Source organism: Peribacillus sp. FSL R5-0717 (genome assembly GCF_038002945.1).
GTDB lineage: Bacteria > Bacillota > Bacilli > Bacillales > DSM-1321 > Peribacillus > Peribacillus frigoritolerans.
Genome location: NZ_JBBOOF010000001.1, coordinates 1,693,908 through 1,716,261, shown reverse-complemented (window position 1 = coordinate 1,716,261; position 22,354 = coordinate 1,693,908). Strand labels below are relative to the sequence as shown.

General features: G+C 35.7%; 17 protein-coding genes and 2 pseudogenes. 13 read left to right on the top strand and 6 right to left on the bottom strand.

Features of this window, described 5'->3' with window-relative positions; genetic code table 11:
• Nucleotides 1-112: 112 nt before the first annotated feature.
• Complete coding sequence (locus tag NYE65_RS08300) at nt 113-601, bottom strand: hypothetical protein (RefSeq protein WP_340860448.1); 489 nt, start codon at nt 599-601, stop codon at nt 113-115.
• A gap of 28 nt (nt 602-629) precedes the next feature.
• Entirely contained in the window at nt 630-1,043 is a 414-nt protein-coding gene (locus tag NYE65_RS08295) for a thiol-disulfide oxidoreductase DCC family protein (RefSeq protein WP_328178194.1), read from the bottom strand.
• Nucleotides 1,044-1,323: 280 nt separating this feature from the next.
• Here NYE65_RS08295 and NYE65_RS08290 point away from each other — a divergent pair, with 280 nt between their 5' ends.
• From NYE65_RS08290 to NYE65_RS08245, 11 genes and pseudogenes are all read left to right on the top strand, one after another.
• Nucleotides 1,324-1,857 (top strand): DinB family protein, encoded by a 534-nt coding sequence (locus NYE65_RS08290; protein ID WP_034304791.1) that lies wholly within the window; start codon nt 1,324-1,326, stop codon nt 1,855-1,857.
• Between the two features lie 1,137 nt (nt 1,858-2,994).
• On the top strand, nt 2,995-3,423 hold the full coding sequence (locus NYE65_RS08285) for an SRPBCC family protein (protein WP_328178196.1): 429 nt from the start codon (nt 2,995-2,997) through the stop codon (nt 3,421-3,423).
• Between the two features lie 7 nt (nt 3,424-3,430).
• Nucleotides 3,431-3,892 (top strand): SRPBCC family protein, encoded by a 462-nt coding sequence (locus NYE65_RS08280; protein ID WP_252278650.1) that lies wholly within the window; start codon nt 3,431-3,433, stop codon nt 3,890-3,892.
• A gap of 88 nt (nt 3,893-3,980) precedes the next feature.
• Entirely contained in the window at nt 3,981-4,184 is a 204-nt protein-coding gene (locus NYE65_RS08275; protein ID WP_328178197.1) for a DUF6366 family protein, read from the top strand.
• 671 nt (nt 4,185-4,855) lie between these two features.
• Entirely contained in the window at nt 4,856-5,608 is a 753-nt protein-coding gene (locus NYE65_RS08270) for a DeoR/GlpR family DNA-binding transcription regulator (protein WP_328178198.1), read from the top strand.
• A gap of 547 nt (nt 5,609-6,155) precedes the next feature.
• Nucleotides 6,156-7,136, top strand: coding sequence for a substrate-binding domain-containing protein (locus tag NYE65_RS08265; RefSeq protein WP_340860445.1), 981 nt, complete (start codon nt 6,156-6,158; stop codon nt 7,134-7,136).
• Nucleotides 7,137-7,216: 80 nt separating this feature from the next.
• On the top strand, nt 7,217-8,782 hold the full coding sequence (locus tag NYE65_RS08260) for a sugar ABC transporter ATP-binding protein (protein WP_340860443.1): 1,566 nt from the start codon (nt 7,217-7,219) through the stop codon (nt 8,780-8,782).
• 80 nt (nt 8,783-8,862) lie between these two features.
• Entirely contained in the window at nt 8,863-9,765 is a 903-nt protein-coding gene (locus NYE65_RS08255; RefSeq protein ID WP_225988884.1) for an ABC transporter permease, read from the top strand.
• Nucleotides 9,766-9,838: 73 nt separating this feature from the next.
• Nucleotides 9,839-10,855 (top strand): annotated as a pseudogene (locus tag NYE65_RS27200) (glycoside hydrolase family 32 protein); the annotation flags it as partial.
• 78 nt (nt 10,856-10,933) lie between these two features.
• A complete protein-coding gene (locus NYE65_RS27195) occupies nt 10,934-12,868 on the top strand; it encodes a GH32 C-terminal domain-containing protein (protein WP_445670445.1) in 1,935 nt (644 codons plus the stop codon).
• Between the two features lie 116 nt (nt 12,869-12,984).
• Nucleotides 12,985-13,950 carry a carbohydrate kinase family protein gene (locus NYE65_RS08245; RefSeq protein ID WP_340860440.1) on the top strand — a complete coding sequence of 322 codons (966 nt, stop codon included), beginning with the start codon at nt 12,985-12,987 and terminating at the stop codon, nt 13,948-13,950.
• Nucleotides 13,951-14,499: 549 nt separating this feature from the next.
• Here NYE65_RS08245 and NYE65_RS08240 read toward each other — a convergent pair.
• Both NYE65_RS08240 and NYE65_RS08235 read right to left on the bottom strand, forming a co-directional pair.
• Nucleotides 14,500-16,569, bottom strand: a complete 2,070-nt coding sequence (locus NYE65_RS08240) for a sigma-54 interaction domain-containing protein (RefSeq protein WP_328178202.1) — start codon at nt 16,567-16,569, stop codon at nt 14,500-14,502.
• Between the two features lie 60 nt (nt 16,570-16,629).
• A complete protein-coding gene (locus NYE65_RS08235) occupies nt 16,630-18,057 on the bottom strand; it encodes a YfcC family protein (protein WP_445670409.1) in 1,428 nt (475 codons plus the stop codon).
• A 361-nt stretch (nt 18,058-18,418) separates the two neighbouring features.
• On the opposite strand from NYE65_RS08235, the gene NYE65_RS08230 reads away from it, so the two are divergent.
• A complete protein-coding gene (locus tag NYE65_RS08230; RefSeq protein WP_445670408.1) occupies nt 18,419-19,561 on the top strand; it encodes a M20 family metallopeptidase in 1,143 nt (380 codons plus the stop codon).
• Nucleotides 19,562-19,778: pseudogene (locus tag NYE65_RS08225) on the top strand (hypothetical protein); the annotation flags it as partial.
• A gap of 251 nt (nt 19,779-20,029) precedes the next feature.
• On the opposite strand, the gene blaI reads toward NYE65_RS08225, so the two are convergent.
• Complete coding sequence (gene blaI / locus NYE65_RS08220) at nt 20,030-20,410, bottom strand: penicillinase repressor BlaI (protein WP_034304552.1); 381 nt, start codon at nt 20,408-20,410, stop codon at nt 20,030-20,032.
• Nucleotides 20,411-20,427: 17 nt separating this feature from the next.
• Nucleotides 20,428-22,203, bottom strand: coding sequence for a BlaR1 family beta-lactam sensor/signal transducer (locus NYE65_RS08215; RefSeq protein WP_340860437.1), 1,776 nt, complete (start codon nt 22,201-22,203; stop codon nt 20,428-20,430).
• Nucleotides 22,204-22,354 lie beyond the last annotated feature (151 nt).

Genomic DNA, 22,354 nt, shown 5'->3' with positions numbered 1-22,354 from the left:
TTAAAGAGTGATTATACCAATAATATTATGGATCAAGAATCCTTTTTTACAATAAAATAAAAAAAACAAGATATGGAAAAGATTAAAAGTAAAAGAAGAAAATTTACTATAGTCAATTTATATTCACCTGTTTCTTAATTTTTTTAGGTTGCATCGACTCTTTACCGATAACTGGATTTGCTAAAAAGATCATTCTAAGCTTTTTATATTCAAATAATAGAAGGGAAATACTCATAAGTGTCAGTACAGAACTAATGCCGAGCGCTGGTATGCCAAAACAGTAATTAAGGATAGTGATATTTACTGTTATAGGCAGGTAAATAATATTCCCTAATGTTGCTGTTCTTGGAATTAATAATAACAAGGCTGCTGTTAACTCTCCGAATGCTATAAATAAATTATAAGTATGGGAGTAACCAAAGAAATGCCAAGCTAATAGCATAGCAGAATCCTTGGTGGAATCAAAAATAAAATCCCCAGTGGGAAATTGTCCTGGATATATCTTGGCCGTCCCATAGATGAAAAAGGTTAAAGCTAAATACCATCTAAACGCAGTAATCGTACTCATTTTAAGTTTCTTAAGGGAACTTTTCTTATTCATTATTTATCTATCCTACTTTCCATTTTAGTTATTCAATAAATCTGTTTTTTATATCTTGTGTCGGTATCATACAAGCACTTTTTTTACCAAACCAGGTATAACGGTTTTTTGCAATGAAACGGTAACCTTTATCCCGAATCAATTTAGGTATCACCCATAATGGAATGAGGCATTTTATAGGTCCTTTAAGTTTATTTAGAATGTGTAAGATAGCCGTAGATTCAGTGAATATTTGATCCTTATCCATTAAGATAATAGAATCCAACTCTTTATTAGTTAGATTGTGGCTTTCCATAATTGAGCGTGCTAACTCTGATTGAAGTGACAAAAATTTAAATATGCCATTTGGATCCCTTTTTATCACAAATTGAATCCAATGATTACACAAGTTACAAATACCATCAAACATAATTATGGGATGATTGTCTTTTTGGGCTCTCATAACATTTCCTCTCTTTAAGTATTTGTAAATATTATCTATAAAAATTATAATGTGGAAGTTAATAAAGTTCACCTAACAATATTGTGAGATATGCTAACAATTTTGTTAGGTGAACTTCAAATGTTTTAAGAAGAGTACCTAAATAAAGTCTAATCGCTTATAAACATGATAAACCGAAAATCACTACTTTCTTGAATAGGAGAGAAGGGATTATTTGTAAGTGGGTCGAAGTTAATAACATTAAAGAGAAAGAAAAATTATAAAGAAAGTGGGAGATCTATTGGATACAAAAGAGGTATTGAAGCGATTCGAACAGGTGGCTGCATACTATATTGAAGAGTTAAGTAAATATTCGCTGGATGAGTTTACGAGGAAGCCTTCTGAGGATGAATGGTCATTAGGACAAATGTACAATCATTTAATAAAGAGTACCCTTAGTCTCCATTTGAAAGCCATTGAGCAATGTGTTAATGGCACTACTTCCGATGGCGGTGAAAAAACAGAAATAGGCGAATCGATTTTCAAAGAAGGGACGTTTCCTCCAATCAGGTTAAAAGGTCCGGATACACCGGATTTCACACCGCCAAATCCTACAGGAAAAGAAGAAGTAAAGGAAGGACTGCTTCAAATCGTTGAGAAAATGCAAGAGATCGAGAGAAAGCTCTCTGACATTCCGGCCAGTCAGAAAGTTCAGCACCGGAGAATGGGATATTTAAATGCAAAGGAATATTTTCAGCTAATCGAAATGCACTTCCGTCACCACTTCCGGCAAAAAGAACGTATTGATCAGTTTCTTTTAAAAGTAAGTAAGTAATCTTTATTGTTGAAGCATTTATTGACCGTCGAGATATCAGCAGGAGCCCAGTGAGGGAGTTCCAAAGAGCTGAGAGGGTGCCATTCAAGTTAAACCAAGCAGTTTACAACGAACGAAGGTTGATTATGAAACTGTTGAATGACGAATAGAATTATTCCGTTAAGAGTAACGAAAAAAGCCAATTTCTCAATTTTAATGCTGAGAAATTGGCTTTTTAATATCGGAATTTTCCTTAACGTTATAAATACCTCTTATAGAACTAAAGGGGTAGGATAGTTCAAGAAAAATACGGAATGTGAAATGAATTATTTTTTTAGCTTTTAGGAAAACTAATTTAAAGGAATTTCATCATTAATTATTTTTTGCTTTATAGCCATTGGAGTAACTTCAAATGTAGTTGCAGAGTCAGACGAGCACTTTAAACCTCCTACTAACATATTGCAATCTGGTCAATGGAAAATCGAAATAACAAAGGGGAAAGAAACGACAAAAACTACTAAGACGTATAACGTTGTTATCAAAAATATTGGTAAAGATCTAGATAATGTAGAATTCAACACTTACAGGAATGAACCAAATACAGAAACAAAATACGGATTAAGTCTTAATGACTTTCAATATGAAAAATTTAAACAGGGACAGGTCTTTGAATTTCCAAATTTCCCTATGTCGGTTAAAGCCAATGAACTTGAATTTGAATTAAGTTGGCACGGAAAACCACACAGTAAAGAAGTTCAGGGCAGAAAATACAAGGAAACCTTTTACTTATACACTGACTAAATGAAAGATGTGAATCTTGGGCACTTTTTAGTGCCTTTTTTACCGTACAGTTTGTGTCAACTCTAAAATAAGTCTTAATGAACTATAGTTCATTAAGCGTAGGCCGGATTGAGTTGCATTCCATAATATTATTAATCTTGAACAATCGGGCGCAATTTTAAAGTAACGAAAGCTGAATTTCTCAGTGAGAAAATCGGCTTTTAATCAGCATTAAGATAATTTAACTGGCTTCTTTGCGAGGAACTAGCAGTCCTGAATCTTCTAAGATATAGATACGTAAATAATCACCAAAGAGATCGGAATAAAGCTCAATCTTAGAGGTAACTATATAACTAAAAGAAGAAAAGAGGCTAAATGATGATTAACATGCCACATCAAATTATGATCAACACGTCACCTGAGAAAGTATACAAAGCTATTACTACAACAGAAGGATTTAAGGGTTGGTGGACAACAGATGCTAAAGCTGAACCTCAAGTAGGAAGCATTGCTGAATTTGGCTTTTACAATCGTCAAGCTGTATTCCAAATGCATATTGATCAGCTAGTACCAGGTAGGCTGGTGGAATGGACGGCTCAGCATGATATGCCAGGATGGAAAGGTACCAAAATTCGTTTCGAGTTGAATTCTAATGAAAACGGAGCGACGATAGTCAACTTTAATCATTCAGGATTGGAGTCTATGGAGGGTCCATATGCGATGATTAATACAACTTGGGGTACACTTATGTACTTTCTGAAGCAATATGTGGAAGGCAACAACCCAGATGTATGGCATCAGGGATAATTAAGATATGGTTAACGTTTTAACGGATATAAAAATAAAATGTACCCGTAACAGAGTTGCAGAGTACGCTGCAAACCCTGATAATGCTCCAGAATGGTATGTAAATATCGATTCGGCAGAATGGCAAACTCAAAAACCTTTATCAATCGGTTCTCGAATCGCATTCAAAGCACAATTTTTAGGACGACAACTTGCGTATATATACGAAATCGTAGAATTTATTCCAGAACAAAAACTTGTAATGAGAACAGCTAATGGACCTTTCCCAATGGAAACAACCTACACATGGGAAACTATTGACAACAATTTAACAAGAATGACACTGCAAAACAAAGGTATTCCAAGTGGATTTTCAAAGTTGCTTACTCCGTTAATGTCTTTATTGATGAAAAGAGCAAACAAGAAAGACCTGAAAAAAATAAAAGATATATTAGAGAAACGATCACAAAGTCCAAGGAGTATAACTTAATAATAAAAGGAGACTCTATTGAAACATTTATCTAATGCTGGTCGGTGTTCAAAGTGCATTCGCAGTGAGCTTAGGTAAGAAGGACGTTTTGTGTAAAGGAAACACACAAAAAAAGAGATTAAGACATGAAGAATTGAAAAGCAATCCAACGGGGAATATGAACGATGCTTTTAATAGAGTGGAACAGGGAAATCTCGCTGATTTAGTTGGCAGCTTAGGTTTAAAAGGGGCGGGAATTCTTATTCTTGTAATCATAATTGGTTTTATTTTTGTATCACTCTTCTTCAAGTAACAGGTGCAATAGTTCTTTAATGAGTTGTGACGATCAGCTCTTTTTTTTATTCAACTATCTGGGCAGGATAGTTGAATAAGAAAACTCAAGCATTGCATAATGATGTACATGTGGGAACTTCACTGAAACTAACGGGTGCGTTAGCTGAAAATCGGAGCTGTCTTTAAGGCAGCTTTTTCTGCATTTAAAGTGGGAAGATAATTCGATAATAAAAAAATACATATATAACGAGATTTGGTAAAATTAATTGGAGGAGAAGGGTGCTTTAATCATCTTGGTTATTTGTTTCTTTTCTGGAAATATAGAACAAGTGATTGACCCTGGAATAACACCTTTTCGTGTATTGCTGATATGTGGAATCATTATATCTTTCTCTTAGTGAGTAAGGACTTTGGAGAAAATTAGCTTTAGGTCTTAATATATTTAATGGTTTAGTTTACTTTATGGCTGTTGAATTAATGAGAATAATATTCCAGGGTAATGGATTTTAAATTGTTTATTCAACAAACAGGTGCGTACTTCATTACCAGGAGCTGATCAACAGCTCCTTTTTCTTATGGGGGTACCCTATAGTTTTCACATGTCACTGCAAAATTCTATATACTAAAATTAATTAAACTAGAATACACGAAGAAACTTTAAAAAGAAGTGTAATACGAGGGGGATCATATATGCTTATTACGGAACGGCATCAATTAATATTAAAGCTATTAAAAGAAAAGGGGAATGTTAAGATTCATGAGCTAGTAGAATTAACAAATACTTCAGAATCTACTTTGCGTCGTGATCTAGATCAATTAGAAAAGCAGAACTACTTAAAACGTGTACATGGTGGAGCTTCACTTTTACATAGTAAACGAGACGAACCAAGTGTGTTTGAGAAAATAACGCAGAACCTTGAGGAAAAAGCTAAGATAGCAAAATATGCGGCAGAACTAATTTTGGACGGCGACTGTGTTTATCTTGATGCTGGAACAACAACGTATCAGATGATCAAACATTTAAGACAAAAAGATATCGTTGTCATTACAAACGGAATTGATCATTTAGATGCATTACTTGAAAATGAAATATGTACATATTTTATTGGTGGGTTTGTTAAAAGGATTACCAAAGCAACAGTTGGACGATATGCATACGAAAGTATAAAAAAATACAGATTTGATAAGTGTTTTATGGGTGCGAACGCTATTCATTATAATTTTGGATTGACTACCCCAGATCCTGAAGAGGCGCAAATAAAAGAAAGAGCCATCTTTTTGTCACGTGAGGCATTTGTATTAGCAGATCATACAAAATTTGGAGAAGTATCATTTTCTAAGTTTGCAGATTTAAACCAGACGAAAGTTATTACGAATGAAGAAGGTACAATAACGCTAGGAAAATATAAGGAGAAAACGGAGATAATTATTGTGAGGAACTAAAAACTAAATTTGCTATCGTTGAAGGAAAGCTGGTATTCAAAATGTCTGATTCAGACATTTTGAATACCAGCTTTTTTGAAAATTCTGAAATTATTTTATTGAAAATTTTCCTCCTTGTTTTATCAATATAATAAAGAATGCTTGATTTATTGTTATGTGGCCAATTAACAATGAGGGAAAATCTGCTCCATGTATTAAATATTCCATTTAAAACGTTTAATATTTTATGTTATCAATATATTTTTTGTAATAATTGGAACCGTTGACAATTACAAACAGCTCTAATATAATCAAAATCAATCAAAAACAACCAAAATCAATCAATTATAATTCTAATGTGTAAAGGGGAATCATATTGTTTTACAAAGTATGAAAGCGTTGTCAATAAATAGTCAATGTGAAAAACTATCAAAATCAACCATATTTCCATTATTTCAACCAAAAATATTCATTTAAGGAGGTGATCTAGTTTAAGAGATTGAGAGCGTTAACAATTTCTCGTTCTGCAGCTAATTATTTTCATCTTCAAAAACTAGGGGGGACTAATATGGTGAAATATTTAAAAGTAATAGGAATGCTAGTTTTGGCGTTTGTAATTGCCGCGATGACGGCATGTAGTGGGGCTAGTGAATCATCAAATGGATCAACAGACGGTAACGAAGGACAAAAAGGTAACAAACAATTAACGATCGGTGTAGCGGTAGGTAGTTTAGCAAACCCTTTCTTCGTCTCCATGGCTAAAGGTGCTGAAGAAGCAGGAAAAGAATTAGGTGCTGAAGTTCTAGTTGAAAGCGCTGAATATGATTTAGCCAAACAAGCAGCTCAAATTGAAAACTTTATTACGAAAAAGGTAGATATCATTCTTTTAAATGCTGTTGATACAAAAGGAATTGCGGCAGCTGTTCAACAGGCCAAAGCTGCTGATATTCCAGTAGTTGCTGTAGATACCAATGCTGAAGGTGGTGTCGATGCCACTGTTACTTCAGACAACTATCAAGCTGGTAAACTGGCCGGAGAATATGTGATTGAAAAATTAGATGGAAAAGGAAAAATAGTCATTATTGATGGACCTCCTGTTTCGGCTGTATCTGATCGTATTCAAGGATTTGAAGATGCAATAAAGGATTCCGAAATTAAAGTTATTGCGAAGCAAAATGGAGAAGGGAATCGCGAGAAGGCATTAACGGTGATGGAAAGCATTTTACAAGCTAATTCATCAGGCTCTATTGACGCTGTATTTGCGATTAATGATCCAGAAGCAATTGGTGTTGAAATTGCTCAAGAGCAAGCGAATCGTAAAGATGAATTTTTCATTGTTGGAGTGGACGGTGCTCCTGAAGCCACAGAAGCAATGGCAAAGGAAGGAAGTACAATTGCCGCAACTTCAGCTCAGTCACCTAGTAACATGATCAAAAAAGCTGTTGAAATCGGAATGAAAGTGAAAACTGGTGAAGAGGTTGAGGAGCTTATTAAAGTTCCAGTTGAGATTGTAACTCAAGATACATTAGATTCTTACCAAGGTTGGTAAGAATCTTTCAATAAATAGGCTGATAAGGATTCCTCCTTTAATCAGCCTATTCAAATCAATATAAGGGGTGAGATAAAGGTATGGCTGTGAATGAAATGTCCCTTAAAAGCCAACAAAGTCTAAAAAAGCCAGTGTTGTATATGGAAGGGATTGGTAAGACGTTCTCGAGTGTAACCGTATTGAACAATGTGAGAATTGAACTTTATCCAGGTGAAGTACATGCATTAATGGGAGAGAATGGCGCTGGAAAGTCAACTTTCATGAAAATCCTCGCAGGCATTCATACACCTGATGACAATGGTGGGAAAATCTACTTGAAAGGTCAACCAATTTTATGGAAGGACCCTACTGATGCAAGGAACAAAGGAATTAGTGTTATTCATCAGGAGTTAAACCTTTCTCCTAATTTAACAATAAGTGAAAATATCTTAATGGGCTCAACCTTTCCTAGAAATGGTTTAGGAATGGTGAAATGGGATAAGGTCCATGAACGTGCCCAAGAGGTGTTAGATTCAATGGGGTCGAATCTAAATCCACGCCAATTGGTTTCGACCTTAAGTGTTGCTCAACAACAAATAGTCGAGATCGCCCGAGCATTATCCTTTAATGCAGAGGTACTCATAATGGATGAACCCACCGCCTCTTTAACAGATAAAGAAATAAAAAAGCTGTTTGAAATTATTGATGATTTGAAAAAGCAGGGAGTTGCCATTGTATATATCTCTCACAGAATGGAAGAAATCTTTAAAATTTCTAATAGGTTCACTGTATTACGTGACGGCGAATGGATTGCAAGTGGGCCGATTGAAGAGACAAATCCTGATCATCTCGTAAAGCTGATGGTAGGACGGGATTTAAAGGACTTGTTTAATCGGTCAAAAGCCTTTGGCACAAAAAATCCAAAGGAAGTTTCACCTGTACTTGAATTGAAAAATGTTTCTGATAACACAATTGTAAAGAATGTATCTTTAAAAATTTACCCAGGTGAAATTGTTGGTTTAGCGGGGCTTGTTGGTGCTGGCAGAACAGAATTGGTTAGGGCCATTTTCGGTTTGTCCGAGTTGAAAAGTGGCGAAATATTGGTTGATGGTCAATCTGTTAGAATCAAATCCTCAATAGATGCTATTGCTAATAGGATTGCACATGTACCTGAAAGCAGGAAAGAACAAGGGTTATTTTTATCAATGTCCGTAAAAGAGAACATCATAATGGCTGAATTGAAAAAACACGCTAAAGCAGGAATTGTTAGTTGGAAGCAAGCAAATGAAAGCGCTAACCAATATATTGAAGACTTAAATATAAAAATAGCTTCCCCAGAACAGCAAGTATCAAACTTAAGTGGTGGGAATCAACAAAAGGTAGTGATCGCTAGGTGGCTATCAATTGCACCAAAGGTATTACTACTTGATGAGCCAACACGAGGGGTTGATATAGGTGCCAAGACTGAAATCCACAAGATTGTTTCAAAGCTTGCAGATGAAGGATTGGCCGTTTTAATGATATCATCTGAACTTCCTGAAGTATTGGGGGTAAGTGATCGAATACTTGTCATGAGTGAAGGAAGGTTAACAGGCGAGCTTTCGAAGGAAGAAGCTACACAGGAAACTATTATGCGTTTAGCTACCATAGGGGGGAGAGAGAAATGAGAGGGAATACGCAAACTATTACACATTCACAACGCCTAAATATAGGAAATGTCCTTTATTCTTTATGGAATAGGCTTGGCATGATCATGATTTTATTATTATTGTGTGTAGTACTTTCATTTACAGCACCAAATTTTTTAGATACAGCCAATTTATTGAATGTATTAAAACAAGTTTCCATTATTGCTATTTTAGCTGCTGGGATGACAATCGTTATTTTAACTGGTGGTATTGATTTATCAGTTGGTGCAACAGTTGCTCTATCTGGCGTTATCTCAGTCATGGTCTCTTCTGCAGGAGTTAATCCTATAATTGCGATGTTATCAGGCGTACTAGTAGGGTATGCAGTAGGACTGATTAATGGGTTTCTTACAGCCAAAGCAAAGTTACCAGCATTTATTGTTACACTAGGCAGCTTCACATATGTTCGTGGACTCGCTTATGTCATTAGTGGCGGTTATCCAATTGTTTTACAAAACGAAACATTTAAATTCATCGGTGGTGGAAGTATTTTCGGAATTCCCACTCCTATTTATATCATGTCTTTAGTATATGTTGTGATGTTTTTTGTTCTTAAATATACGATGTTCGGTCGTCATATTTATGCGATTGGTGGCAATGAAGAGGCAGCTCGGTTAACTGGAATTAAGGTTGAAAAGTCTTTAATCAATGTGTATTCGATTAGTGGCTTACTAGCTGGTTTAGGAGGAGTCGTTTTAGCGGGAAGGTTGTTTTCTGGACAGCCAACTGCTGGTCAAATGTATGAATTAGACGCAATTGCTGCTGTTATTCTAGGAGGAACAAGTTTAACAGGTGGAAAAGGGAAAATAATAGGAACAATTATTGGGGTTTTAATTATGGGGGTAATCAGTAATGGGTTAACTCTAATGGATGTCAACTATTATTGGCAGTTAGTTGTAAAAGGTGGAGTCATTGTAGCAGCCGTTCTATTAGATCGATTGCGCGGAAATAGTCCAGCATAACGATCACATGTCATTTTAGATTTTAAAAAAGGGATGTGAAATAAAGGTGAAGAGGATAATTAGTACTTTACTAATATGTTCAACTGTCACTTGTTTACCATTTAATAGTGCATATGCAGAAGATCCTGGGTATTATAATGAACCATACCGTAATCAATTTCACTTTTCTCCTGAAGCTAACTGGATGAATGACCCGAATGGTATGGTTTTTTATAAAGGTGAATATCATTTGTTTTATCAATATCATCCGTATGGAACGACATGGGGACCGATGCATTGGGGGCATGCTGTCAGTAAAGATCTTGTTAATTGGGAGCATTTGCCGATTGCTTTATCGCCGGATGAAAACGGCCAGATTTTCTCGGGGAGTGCTGTTATTGATTGGAACAATACAGCCGGCTTTGGAAAAGAAGCAATGGTCGCCATCTTTACGCATTCAGGGGATAAGCAAGTCCAAAGTATAGCGTATAGCTTAGATAAAGGTAGAACTTGGGAAAAGTATAAAGGGAATCCCGTAATGCCAGACCCTCCTTTACAAGATTGGCGCGATCCTAAAGTATTTTGGCATGAAGAATCAAACCAATGGGTTATGTCGTTAGCGGCTAAGGATAAGATCATGTTTTATACCTCACCTAATTTAAAAGAGTGGGAGTATGCAAGTGAATTCGGCGAAGATGGTGGAATACAAGCAAATAGCTTAGACAGAACTTCTTATACCATGTCATCCCAGACAGGTGAATCATTTAGCTATGAGGGAGATATTACCCTTAATGAAAAGAATGGGAGAGAAGGGGCAGGCGGTTTAGTTTTTCGGTCAGATAGGCGTGCAAAGAACGGCTATGTTGCGAGCTTAGATGCCAAAAACGATGTCATAACATTAAGTAAGAATGTAGATGGAACAAACGAGGAAATTGCGAGAAAACCTTTTACCCTCAAAACCTCAACTACCTACCATGTGAAGGTGGAAACAGATGGGGATCAAATTCAAGTCTCTGTAAACGATCAATCCGTTATAAAAAAAACAGATATAGAATTCGATTATGGATACTATGGATTGTCAGCGTGGAATTCAACGGCTGCCTTTCGAAATGTGGAGTTCAAGAATACATCTAACTTTGAAACCAATTTATCAAAATGGACAGATGTAAACGGTAGCTGGGAGAACACAATGGATGGAAAAAGTGGAACCTCTACGGAGGATGCGTTTGTAATGAGCGGTCAAACAGGGGATAACTTTTTTTATGAAGCAAACATTGAGATATCTGGGGAAAAAGGTGGCAATGGAGCAGGCTCGCTCGTTTTTCGTGCAGATCCTAATGCAACAAACGGTTATATGGCGAATATCGATGCTTTAAACGATACAATAAAAATCATGAAAATCGAAAATGGAGACATATCCATTCTAGCTGAAAAAACAATAAATCTAGATACAGATAAAAGGTACCATTTAAAAGCAAGCACCCATGGAAAAAATATTAAAATTTCTTTAGATGGTAATCTCATTCATGATGTAAATGATTCAACTTTTTCATCAGGGCATTTTGGCTTAAATGTTTGGAAGTCATCCACGTTATTCCAAGATGTTCAAGTTGGTAAGAACATCATGACAGATGAGAAGGAAATTATTAATCATGATTTTGAGACAGGTGATCTAACTGGGTGGAGTACAATCGAAGGTAATGCTTTCACAAAAGATCATGTGACAAATGTACCATCATACTGGGGAGGGGATTTCGGCCACCAAGGAAACTACCACTTATGGGGGTTTACTGATCTACAAAAGGGAGATGACGCAACAGGTGAACTGCACTCCTCATATTTTAAACTAGGTGGCTCTGGAGAAATCAACTTTCTGTTGGGTGGTGGTAATGATATCAACACCCGCTATGTTTCGTTAGTGAGAGCCTCTGATGATCAAGAATTAATTCGACAAGCCAATACCAAATTTAAAGATGAAAAATATCAAAAATACGTCTGGGATGCGTCTAAATACATTGGAGAAGTGTTATATATTAAAGCTGTAGACCAAGCTACAGGTGGTTGGGGTCATATAAACATGGATGATGTTAATGTTTATAATGAAGGGGCCATGCCAAATGAAGTAGACCAAGTTGCCAAAGAGCCTGAGAAAGGCGATTCGAAAGAAAGCGGCATCCTTACAGACTGGTCTGCTGTTTCTGGAGAGTGGATACCTTCTACTCATGGCAGTAACGGAGGGATTTGGGAATGTCCTACTCTCATCGAATTACCAATTGATGGTGACCCTTCAAAAACAAAATGGGTACTACAGGTAAGCATTAATGATGGCGCTCCTGCAGGCGGATCAGGTATGCAATATTTTGTAGGTACCTTTGACGGGAAAACGTTTAAAAATGAAAACCCTTCCAATCAAGTGTTATGGACTGACTACGGGGCAGATTATTATGCCGCAGTTGATTGGAGCGGAATTGAAGGGAAGAATGGCGAAAAATATTGGATTGGCTGGATGAGTAATTGGCAATATGCAAATCATACACCAACTTCGACTTGGAGAAGTTCAACGACATTGCCAAGAAAGATGGAGCTAACTCAGACAGAAGAAGGTTTACGTTTAAAACAAACACCAGTTTCTTTAAAAACCATTCGAGATAAGAGTGAAAAAATTTCATATAAAAATAAAGTCATATCTGGTGAAAGTAATCTCCTATCTAAACTATCAGAAGATACATTTGAAATGATAGCTGAGTTTGATGTAGATGATATAAAAGCAACTGAATTCGGCTTTCAAGTTCGTAAAGGAGCAACTGAATATACGACTATTGGCTATGATGTTGCCACCAAACAATTATTCGTAGACCGTTCAAATTCAGGAAGCTTTGATTATGGGAACAATGTAGTCGGTAAGCATGACGGACCGTTAAATACATTAAATGGGACTGTGAAAATGCATATTTTCATTGACCGATCTGCTGTAGAAGTGTTTGGAAACAAAGGTGAAACGGTTATTTCTGATCAAATTTTCCCGGATCCATCAAGTAAAGGATTACAAATTTATAGCAAGGGTGGAGAAGTTACATTAAAGTCTTTGAAAATATACCCTTTAAAGAGTATATGGAAAAGATAAAGACTAAATTTCAATCCTATTAAAGATGGGTTGATAGTGAGAGTTTATGAAGGCTATCGAAAATGATCGATAGCCTTTCATTTTACCTAAATCACAAGAATGGAGATGTAATGTAAATGAATAAAACAAACCGCGCAGTCATATGCGTTGGGGAGCTTTTGATCGATTTTTATTGTACAGATATTGATGTTAATTTAATGGAAGGTAATCATTTTCTAAAGAAAGCCGGGGGTGCACCAGCGAATGTCGCAGCTGCTATTTCAAGGCTAGGTGGGGAAGCAAGTCTTATTGGAAAAGTAGGAAATGACCCATTTGGATTATTTTTAATAGAAACGATAAAAGAGGTGGGGGTTGATACATCGATGATTGTTACTGATGATTTAGCACCAACTACTTTAGCATTTGTTTCTTTACAAGCAAATGGTGAAAGGGATTTTGTATTCAATAGAGGAGCGGATCGAAATTTAACAGAGGATAACTTATACCTAGATAGATTAAGTGGTGCAAAGATCATTCACTTTGGATCTGCAACTGCATTTCTGGAAGACCCTTTTAAAACAACTTATTTAAAGGCAATGGAATTTGCACAAAATAGGGGGATATTTCTTTCGTTTGACCCTAACTTCCGACATGATTTATGGAAAAATAGAGTGGCTGAATTTATTAGTTTAGCCAGAAAGGGTATATCAATGGCTGACTTTGTAAAAGTAAGCGAAGTAGAGCTTGAAATAATCACGGGAAAAATGGATAAATATGATGGAATAGCAATGCTCCATCATTTAGGGGCAAGAATAGTGGCTGTTACCCTTGGATGGGAAGGTACTCTTCTTTCAAATGGAAGTGGAATGAGTGTAATAAACAGTGTCGAAGTAAATTCAATTGACTCAACTGGTGCTGGTGATGCATTTGTCGGTGCTGCTTTATTTCAATTTGCAAACCTTGAGTCCTATGACACAATTCTTAGTGATTTTAATAAACTTAAAGAGATCATTCTTTTTGCAAATAAAGTGGGTGCTGCCGTGTGTACAAAGGTAGGAGCGATTTCTTCTCTACCAAACGAAGAAGATATATATAAGATTTAGTCTACATCGTATTGTTTCGGATTGTGAAAAAATTGCGGTAGGAGGTCTAGGTGCATCGCGATTTTTAGAAGTATTCGGAGAGGAACTGCTGCTCATTACAGATACAGTTCATCCTCCAATAGCTTCTTCTATCAAAGAAATTCAAATAAGGACGTTGCTTGTATTTCATTCAGGATGTGCTTATCGTGAAAAGTTTGAACAATGGCTATCAGAGGAGATGATACCCAATAAGATAATGGAATATGGCATATAGATGGAATCATCGGTTGTGTGCAGCTGGTCTAGGTATAAGTATGCTTCCACAAAGTGTGATTACAAAGCATTACAAGACGGAATCATTAGACAGCATTCAATACCGAATCTATTGCAGCATCAATAAGGTAATACACAAAATAAGTAAAAGGAATATCCTCTAATGTTTTAGTGCCAGCTGATTGCGAAGTATACGCATTTTAAGATAAAATCGGACAGAATAAAAATTATTTCTGTCCGTTTTTATCTTACTTAGGAACTTAAAGTTTTTACCAAAACCCAATTTGAATGCAATATTCACTCGTTTAATTTATTAAGTATCTTTATACCAACTTCTGTAATCTCTGTTCCCTGTTTTCTAATTCCGACTTTAATGCAATTAGCTTTATTTAATATTGATAATCGATGGCGCAATTTGGAATCTGACAAAAAATAAGGGAGCATTTCTTGTATCACACCTCTACCCACGTTCTTTCCTCTCTTTTTACAATTCCATAGTATTTGTAATATCGATTTATAATCTTCTAAAAAACTTCCCGTTTTTAAGAAGAGGAGTGTCTCATCAATCTCTGATAATGAATTATCAGAGGAGCTAACAGTCTCTTGTGATAGTAAAATCTGATCTGGTAGATGAATTTTAGTGACTACATTCCCTTCAACAGTGACCATTAAATAATGGAAAAAATTTTCAAGTTCTCGTATATTACCTGGCCAATTATAATTCATTAAAAGTTTTTTTACATTTGATTCAAACATTAGATTTTTCTTATTTGATTTTAAAAAGAAATCTATAAATACAAATAAATCCTGCTTCCTTTCTCTAAGTGAAGGGATTTGCAATGGTAGAACATTTAGACGATAATATAAATCTTCTCGAAACGCACCTTCTCGAATCATTTGATGTAAGTTTTGATTGGTAGCTGCAATAACTCGTACATTTATCGGTATTATTTTATTGCCACCTACACGCATAACTTGACGTTCTTGAAGAACGCGTAGAAGGGATGCTTGAAGACTTAGGGAAGCATCCCCAATTTCATCCATGAAAATAGTTCCATTATGGGCTAATTCAAATAAGCCCATTTTTCCTTCTTTTCTAGCTCCTGTAAATGCCCCACCTTCATATCCAAATAATTCACTTTCTATTAGCGTTTCGCTTAGTCCTGCAAAATTAACAGCCACAAATGGACCATCTTTTCTTTCGGAACTATTATGTATAGCTTGAGCAAAGACTTCTTTTCCAGTACCATTCTCTCCAGTAATTAACACTGTATAATCACTTTTAGCTAATTGAACTGATTTTTGTTTTGCAGATAAAATCAAAGAACTTTCCCCAATAATATTGTCAAATGAATATTTTGTGGTTAAACCTAACTCTGTACTTTTCCGTCTAATTTCTTGCTCCATTCTTTGAACCCTTGTAACATCTTGAAATGTGATGACAAGGCCTACTAGTTGTTTGTTCAAGATTAAAGGAACTTTCGATACTAGCAAAGAGCGATTGTTTATTTGAAATAAGTTATCAAGTTGTTCTTTTTGATCTAAATATGTCTCATTAATCTGAAAATCAGGTAGAATTTCTCTATAATGCTTTCCAATAAAATTTATAGAAGGGAGTTGTAGAATTTGATATGCATCTTCATTTATCAATGTAATAATGCCTTTTTCATCTAGCCCTATAATCCCTTCATGTACTGCATTTAAAATCGATTCTAATTTTTGTGTTAATTGTTTTTCATTTTGAATGGCTAATGATAAATTCCTTCCCATATTCACAAAATCTTTAAAGAATTCTGCCGTATAGAAATGCGCCTTTTCTAAGGAAAGGTTTAAAAGACGAGCAATATCAAGCATAGTTGTTAAATCAATTGGTCGGTTTTCTAAATTGATAGTGCTTTTGATATGTTTCGGCACTAGTTCAGCTTGTCCAAACGTAATAGCCAAGTCTAGGTTCTCTGTCTGCTCGACGCTTGTAAGACCAGGAATATAAGGAATTAACATTAAATGTCCAAATCCAAAGGCGTGTAGAACATCAATAGAGTCTCTAGCCCCTTCCATAGAGGTAGTAACTAATAAAATTTTTGTTTTAGCAGGCAAATCCAAAAGCTGTTCTAACTTTGCAATTTGAACAGAACGTCGAGCAACCATAAGAGGAATATGTAAATTCAATTCTCTAAAAGCTTCTTCTAGCACTGGGCTAGACAGTAAAATTAAATCAGCTTTATGGATAACCTTCTCATTTAATGGCAATGTTTCATAACATGTATCAATGTCAATTTTTGAACCAAAAAACATTTGAAGATTTTCTTCAAATGTTTTGATTACTGTTTTAGTGCTAGTTACAAGAAGTATAGTAGGCTTTTTCATCTTCTTCTCCTTACCACACAATTACATTTTTGCTCTTATTCTAATAAATTTTAAGGTAACTTAAAAAGGCCCCCATTTAATTAATACACCAATTGTTAAGAAAATGGCTGCTAAGATTGCCCATAAGATCGTTAAAGGAATCATAAATTTAAGCCATTTGCCATATGAAATACCACTAGTAGCCAATATTGCCATTAACACACCTGAGGTTGGATTAATACAGTTCACTACGCCTTCCCCAAATAAAACAGATTGTACAGCTACTTGACGAGTAATATGCAACAAATCAGCAAGTGGCACCAATATGGGCATTAACATAGCTGATTCTCCTGAACCAGAAGAAATTAAAAAATGAAGAGCTGCACTTCCTAAAAACATACCTAAGGTTCCTGTAACAGGAGAAAGTGGAGCCAAAAGAGTCGCAAGGTGGTATATAATGGTATCGAGAAGTTGGCCGTGTTCAAGCACAACAATTACAGCTCGGGCCATTCCTACAATTAATGCACCGTATACAAGTTTCTGACATCCGGCCATAAATGTTTTAGCGATATCATTCACATTCATTCGAGAGATAAGCCCAGCACCTATAGCTATAAAAATAAATAAACCTGCCATTTCGCTTTCAGTCCATTTTAAAATGAGTGTGCAAATAATAAATGTTAGTAAAGATCCACCTGAAAATAATAAAACAAGCTTATGTTGTAATGTTAATTTCTGTGTTTGTATTTTGTCCTCGCTGACACCTAAAGAATTAGGAAATCTTTCTAAACCTAAAATACTTTGCCCAGTGTTCTGAACTTTACGTGCATATCGATATATATATAATATTGTACATAGTAAGAAAGTTAGATAAATGACAATACGGAAACCCATTCCAGATAATAATGGAAGCTCAGCAATACGCTGTGATAAGCCTAATGTTTGTGGGCTTATCACAGAAACATTCCACCCTGCATAAGTACCTAGATAAGTGATAGCTACTCCAAAAATAGCGTCTAATTTTAATTTGCGAGCAATCATTACACCTATAGGGATAAAGGCAATAACGGAGTTCACGATAATTCCGGTAGTACCAAGTATAGAAAACATGAAACAAATAGGAATAATGAGTAGAAGTACCTTCCCCTTACATAAATTAATAATACTCCGAATGAAAGTATCAATCGCTCCCGTTTTATCAATAACTGCCAATGCACCACCAGTAAATAAAATAAGAAAAATTAAAGGAGCACCGGCGACCATTCCACTTTGAATTGCAGTAAAAATTTCAAGAAAATTAACAGGAGTGGATTTTACTACATGATAACTTCCAGGGACAGTCATCGTAATATCACCTTTTTTAATTCGATCGAATACTCCGGCCGGTACAAGATATGTCGCAATGGTGCAGGCAATTAAAATATAAAACAAAAGAACATAAGCATCAGGTTGTTTAAATGTTTTACTTTTAATAGGTTTAGGAACCAGTTTTCGAGCCGTAGATTGCATAAATATATTTCCCCCTTATTATTATAGCATTTCAATGATAAAGCTTGAAAGTCTCTCCTCCTCTGCTTGTATTTCCTTTATTTTGAACTAAGATTCGAGTACGAATACTCACAATTAAACATAATGCAAAAAGCATGCCAATTCTGTGAGGAAAGGAATAGCTTCTACAAAGCGGCTTATATTAAATAAGCGGATCATTTATAGGCTGTTTTATAGGTATTAACAACTTAAAAAATAACCTATAAATAACACTAAGAAACAAAGGTAGTTGATTTTATAAAGAAAAAAAATGGCATAATTCTTGCAAATACATTAATTGAAAGATAAAAATGTACAGAAGTGTTTTAGGGGAGGAATTATTTTGAGTAAGTTACTAATCGAAAATGACGTTTCTAGCTATCTCGAAGTTCATAAACAAGATATGTTGGATGATTTGATTGAATTTGTAAAAAAAGAATCACCTTCATACAATAAAGAATTAGTTGATGAGTGCGGTACATATTTAAGCCAGCTCTTTCAAAAGCGATTGGATGTAGAATACGAATTAATAGAAGAAAAAAAAGTGGGGAATCACCTGAAATTTACAATCGGAGAAGGTAAACCACAAATTTTGATCATAGGTCATTTCGATACAGTTTGGAAAGAAGGCAGACTTAGCCTTAGAAAGGAAGGAAATAAACTGTATGGCCCTGGTATTTTAGATATGAAAGGTGGTATTATCCAATCTTTATGGGCAATCAAAGCCATTCAAGAGCTAAATCTTCCGTTAAATAAAAAAGTCGTTTTTCTTTGCAATTCAGATGAAGAAATTGGTTCAGGCGCTTCTAAGAAATACATTGAAGAAGAAGCACAAAAAAGTGAGGCTGTATTAGTGGCTGAACCTGCTGTAGCTGGATCAGGAGCTTTAAAAACAGCTCGCAAAGGAACAGGATCTTTCGTTATAAAAATATGGGGACGGGCTGCCCATGCTGGTAATCATCATGAAGAAGGCATCAATGCTATTGAAGAACTAGCTCGGCAAGTAATTGTACTGCAAGAATTGACCAATTACGAAAAAGGAACAACTGTCAATGTAGGAACGTTTACTGGAGGAAGTGGGAGAAACGTGGTTCCCGAATACGCAGAAGCTCATGTTGACTTACGTGTCTCAACAGAAGAAGAAGCAAGACGAGTGACGAATATTATTTTGAATTTAAAACCAGTTATAAAAGGAATCAAATTAGAAATAACCGGTGGCTTGAATCGACCACCAATGGTGAAATCTGAGCAAACAAGAGAACTGTTTGAATGTGCTCAATCTATTGCATCCGAACTTGGCATGAAATTAGAAGAAGCATCTGTTGGTGGAGGAAGTGATGGGAATTTTACAGCAGCTATTGGTGTTCCAACTCTTGACGGTTTAGGTTCGTGTGGAAAAGGAATTCATGCAGAATATGAACATATTCAAATTGATACACTCCCTGAACGGGCTTCTTTATTTGCTAATTTGTTATTGAGACTGTAGCTGATTAAAGCTTTAGCGCTAGTTAAAAAAGCTACGGCTCTCGCCAATATGGATCTGAAACGTTCATATGAAGGACTTGGGGATGTAATTATTGAAGCTACAGATGAGATCATTGTCGATCCTATCCAAGGGGGGCTGGTACATCAATAAATATGAATAAATTATAAATGAAATCATTGCTAACCGTGCTCTGGAGTTACTTGGACATGAAAAAGGCTGCAGATCCGCAGCCTTTGATAATCCACTTTCTTTAAAATCTTGGATGTGAGCTTCCCATTCTTTCTTTATAAGACGTTTTTTCATAAAAAAACCAACACATGTATGATGTAAGGAGATTATCTCACCGAGCAGTAAGTTAGTTAAATGTATAACTGAAATAAAAGAAAGCCCCTTCCTTACATAACAAGGATCGTAGGCTTTCTTCATTCTTATAGGTGTTTAATTTCCATATCGACTTTTTTAATAGGATTACTTTTTAGGTTTTTTATTTAAAATAGTGCGCAGTTCATTGATATCATCATCAGATAGGGTATCTTCGTGAATGAATTGGACAAGCATGGATTTCATGGTCCCTCCATAGATACGTTTGATAAATGATTCGGTCTCGGCACGCTGGCACTCTTCCTGTGAATAAAGCGGGTAAAAGGTGTAAACTCTTTGATCTTTATTGACACCTACTACATCTTTTTGAACCAATCGATCGAGAAGGGTCCGTATGGTTTTCGGTTTCCAATCGGTACTTTCCTGTAAGGAAAGTATGATGTCATTCGCTGTTTGAGGGGCTTTATCCCAAAGTACGTTCATGATTTCCCATTCTGATTCTGATATACTAGGAATGTTTTTCTCCATATTTCTCCCCTTCATTTTCATTTATAGATTCCTAAATCTTTTAAAATTGATAAAGTGATTTCTCCCGCTTTGCTTCCGGATGAATCATCTTCATTTTGTATATTGGTAGCAAAGAAATAAGTGTTGTTCTTCGTCTCTACATACCCGATAAACCAACCATTGATGTTTTTTCCATTCACTGCTCCTGTGCCTGTTTTTCCTGATAGGCGAGCTTCTTCATTCTTTTCTAAGAGTAGTGCTTCCTTCACGGCTTGGATATGCCTTTCCTTATATCCAAATTGATTGTTATAAAAGGCTTGCAGCAGTTGGACTTGTTCGACAGGAGAAATTTTTAATGAGGATTCGTTCCAGAATTCACTAAATTCCCCAGATACATCGGAATTCCCATAGTTTATCTCTTGTAGATTGGATTGAATTGTTTCAAATCCTGTTCGACGATCTAATTCTTGAAAATACCAGTTTACAGATTTTTGTAAAGCAGATGAGACATCCTGATCCATATTCCAAGCTTCATAGGGTTGCTCCGTCCCATCCCATGAAAGTTTGGATTCTTCGGGTGATATCACATTTGATTCTAGAGCAAATAAGGCACTATAGATTTTGTATGTGGAATCAGGTGATACTCGCAAAGTGCTTTTCTCTTCATTAAAAATGCGATATTGCTGTGCGTTATGATCAAATAAAACAAAGCTTCCATCATACCCTTTAAAGAATTGCTGTAAATCCTCATAAACTACTCCGTCATTTTTAAAATAGTATCGGTCGTTTTCCGTCGCAAATGCGGAAACGAAAGGTAATTGGATTGTCAAAATGATACTGGCCAACACATAAATGAAGACGCTTTTTCTTAATGATTTTTTTGCGGAATGCTTATAGGCAGAAATTTGTTCAATTCGTTTTTTGATTTGAAGCTTCGAACCGTTTAATTGTGTCACCAACTGTAGATTACTTGACCGTTTTGAAAGATCCAAAAAATTAATGATAGTATTTCCATATTCACTAATGGAATGATCATCCAGTAACTGTAAAACAGATGTATCACATGCGATTTCCCGATCCAATCTCATTTCTCTAAAAGCAAGCCAAACAAGGGGATTAAACCAATAAATGATTTGATAGAACAATATCACGTAATTTGTCAGCAAATCCTTGTTTTTATAGTGATTCAGTTCATGAAGAAAGATATACTCGTAATTTTTCAAGCTAAGCCAGTTTTCATGCTGAGAAGGTAAGACGATATATGTTTGAAAAAGCCCGAATATCATTGGAGATTGGACTCTATTCGAAATAACAATCTCTATTGGTTTTTTTATCTGCAGTCTTTTCTTGCATTCTTCGAAAAGCACGAGAACTTCTTGATTGGAAAACGGAGAAGAATAATTCTTTATCCTTCTGATTGTGAGCCATCCACGAACCATGGTAAAGGTAAATAAAAGCATCCCTGACATCCATAAACCCATCACTCCCCTATTAAGTAAGGACAGGTCCGGCCGATTGACCGATACAGAAAAGTCTTGTATGAGGTGTAGGCCCTGCATCATATCGGTCCCGTTTTTTTCCATATTAGAGCTGGGTACATTAATCTGATTTATATCCCCGCTGCTAAAGAGAGAACTAAAATTATATAAATCAGTAGGTATGAAAGGAAGTGCTAAAGCCATAAAAAGAAACATCCACAAATGATAGTGCCATTTTGCTGTTAATTGTCTTCCAAACCATCTTCGTATAAGGAGGATAACAGTAACGGAAAATGAAGACACCAATAGACCTATTATAAAGTAGCTTAAAAACATGTCCTTCAATACCACCTCTCTTGACTTTTAAATTTATAAAACAGGTTTATAGCAAATTTATAGTGGCTTGATGGTAAAAAAATAAAGAATTGACTTTCTTTGATTACATATGTAATACTATACTACAGATGTAATCAGACTACAAACGTAA

Excerpts from the sequence above, each read along its gene's own strand:
- NYE65_RS08265 (WP_340860445.1), top strand. The coding sequence starts at position 6,156 with ATGGTGAAATATTTAAAAGTAATAGGAATGCTAGTTTTGGCGTTTGTA.
- NYE65_RS08280 (WP_252278650.1), top strand. The coding sequence starts at position 3,431 with ATGGTTAACGTTTTAACGGATATAAAAATAAAATGTACCCGTAACAGA.
- NYE65_RS08300 (WP_340860448.1), bottom strand. The coding sequence starts at position 601 with ATGAATAAGAAAAGTTCCCTTAAGAAACTTAAAATGAGTACGATTACT.
- NYE65_RS08270 (WP_328178198.1), top strand. The coding sequence starts at position 4,856 with ATGCTTATTACGGAACGGCATCAATTAATATTAAAGCTATTAAAAGAA.
- NYE65_RS08245 (WP_340860440.1), top strand. The coding sequence starts at position 12,985 with ATGAATAAAACAAACCGCGCAGTCATATGCGTTGGGGAGCTTTTGATC.
- blaI (WP_034304552.1), bottom strand. The coding sequence starts at position 20,410 with ATGGAGAAAAACATTCCTAGTATATCAGAATCAGAATGGGAAATCATG.
- NYE65_RS08215 (WP_340860437.1), bottom strand. The coding sequence starts at position 22,203 with ATGTTTTTAAGCTACTTTATAATAGGTCTATTGGTGTCTTCATTTTCC.
- NYE65_RS08260 (WP_340860443.1), top strand. The coding sequence starts at position 7,217 with ATGGCTGTGAATGAAATGTCCCTTAAAAGCCAACAAAGTCTAAAAAAG.
- NYE65_RS27195 (WP_445670445.1), top strand. The coding sequence starts at position 10,934 with ATGGATGGAAAAAGTGGAACCTCTACGGAGGATGCGTTTGTAATGAGC.
- NYE65_RS08285 (WP_328178196.1), top strand. The coding sequence starts at position 2,995 with ATGATTAACATGCCACATCAAATTATGATCAACACGTCACCTGAGAAA.
- NYE65_RS08295 (WP_328178194.1), bottom strand. The coding sequence starts at position 1,043 with ATGAGAGCCCAAAAAGACAATCATCCCATAATTATGTTTGATGGTATT.
- NYE65_RS08255 (WP_225988884.1), top strand. The coding sequence starts at position 8,863 with ATGATCATGATTTTATTATTATTGTGTGTAGTACTTTCATTTACAGCA.
- NYE65_RS08235 (WP_445670409.1), bottom strand. The coding sequence starts at position 18,057 with ATGCAATCTACGGCTCGAAAACTGGTTCCTAAACCTATTAAAAGTAAA.
- NYE65_RS08240 (WP_328178202.1), bottom strand. The coding sequence starts at position 16,569 with ATGAAAAAGCCTACTATACTTCTTGTAACTAGCACTAAAACAGTAATC.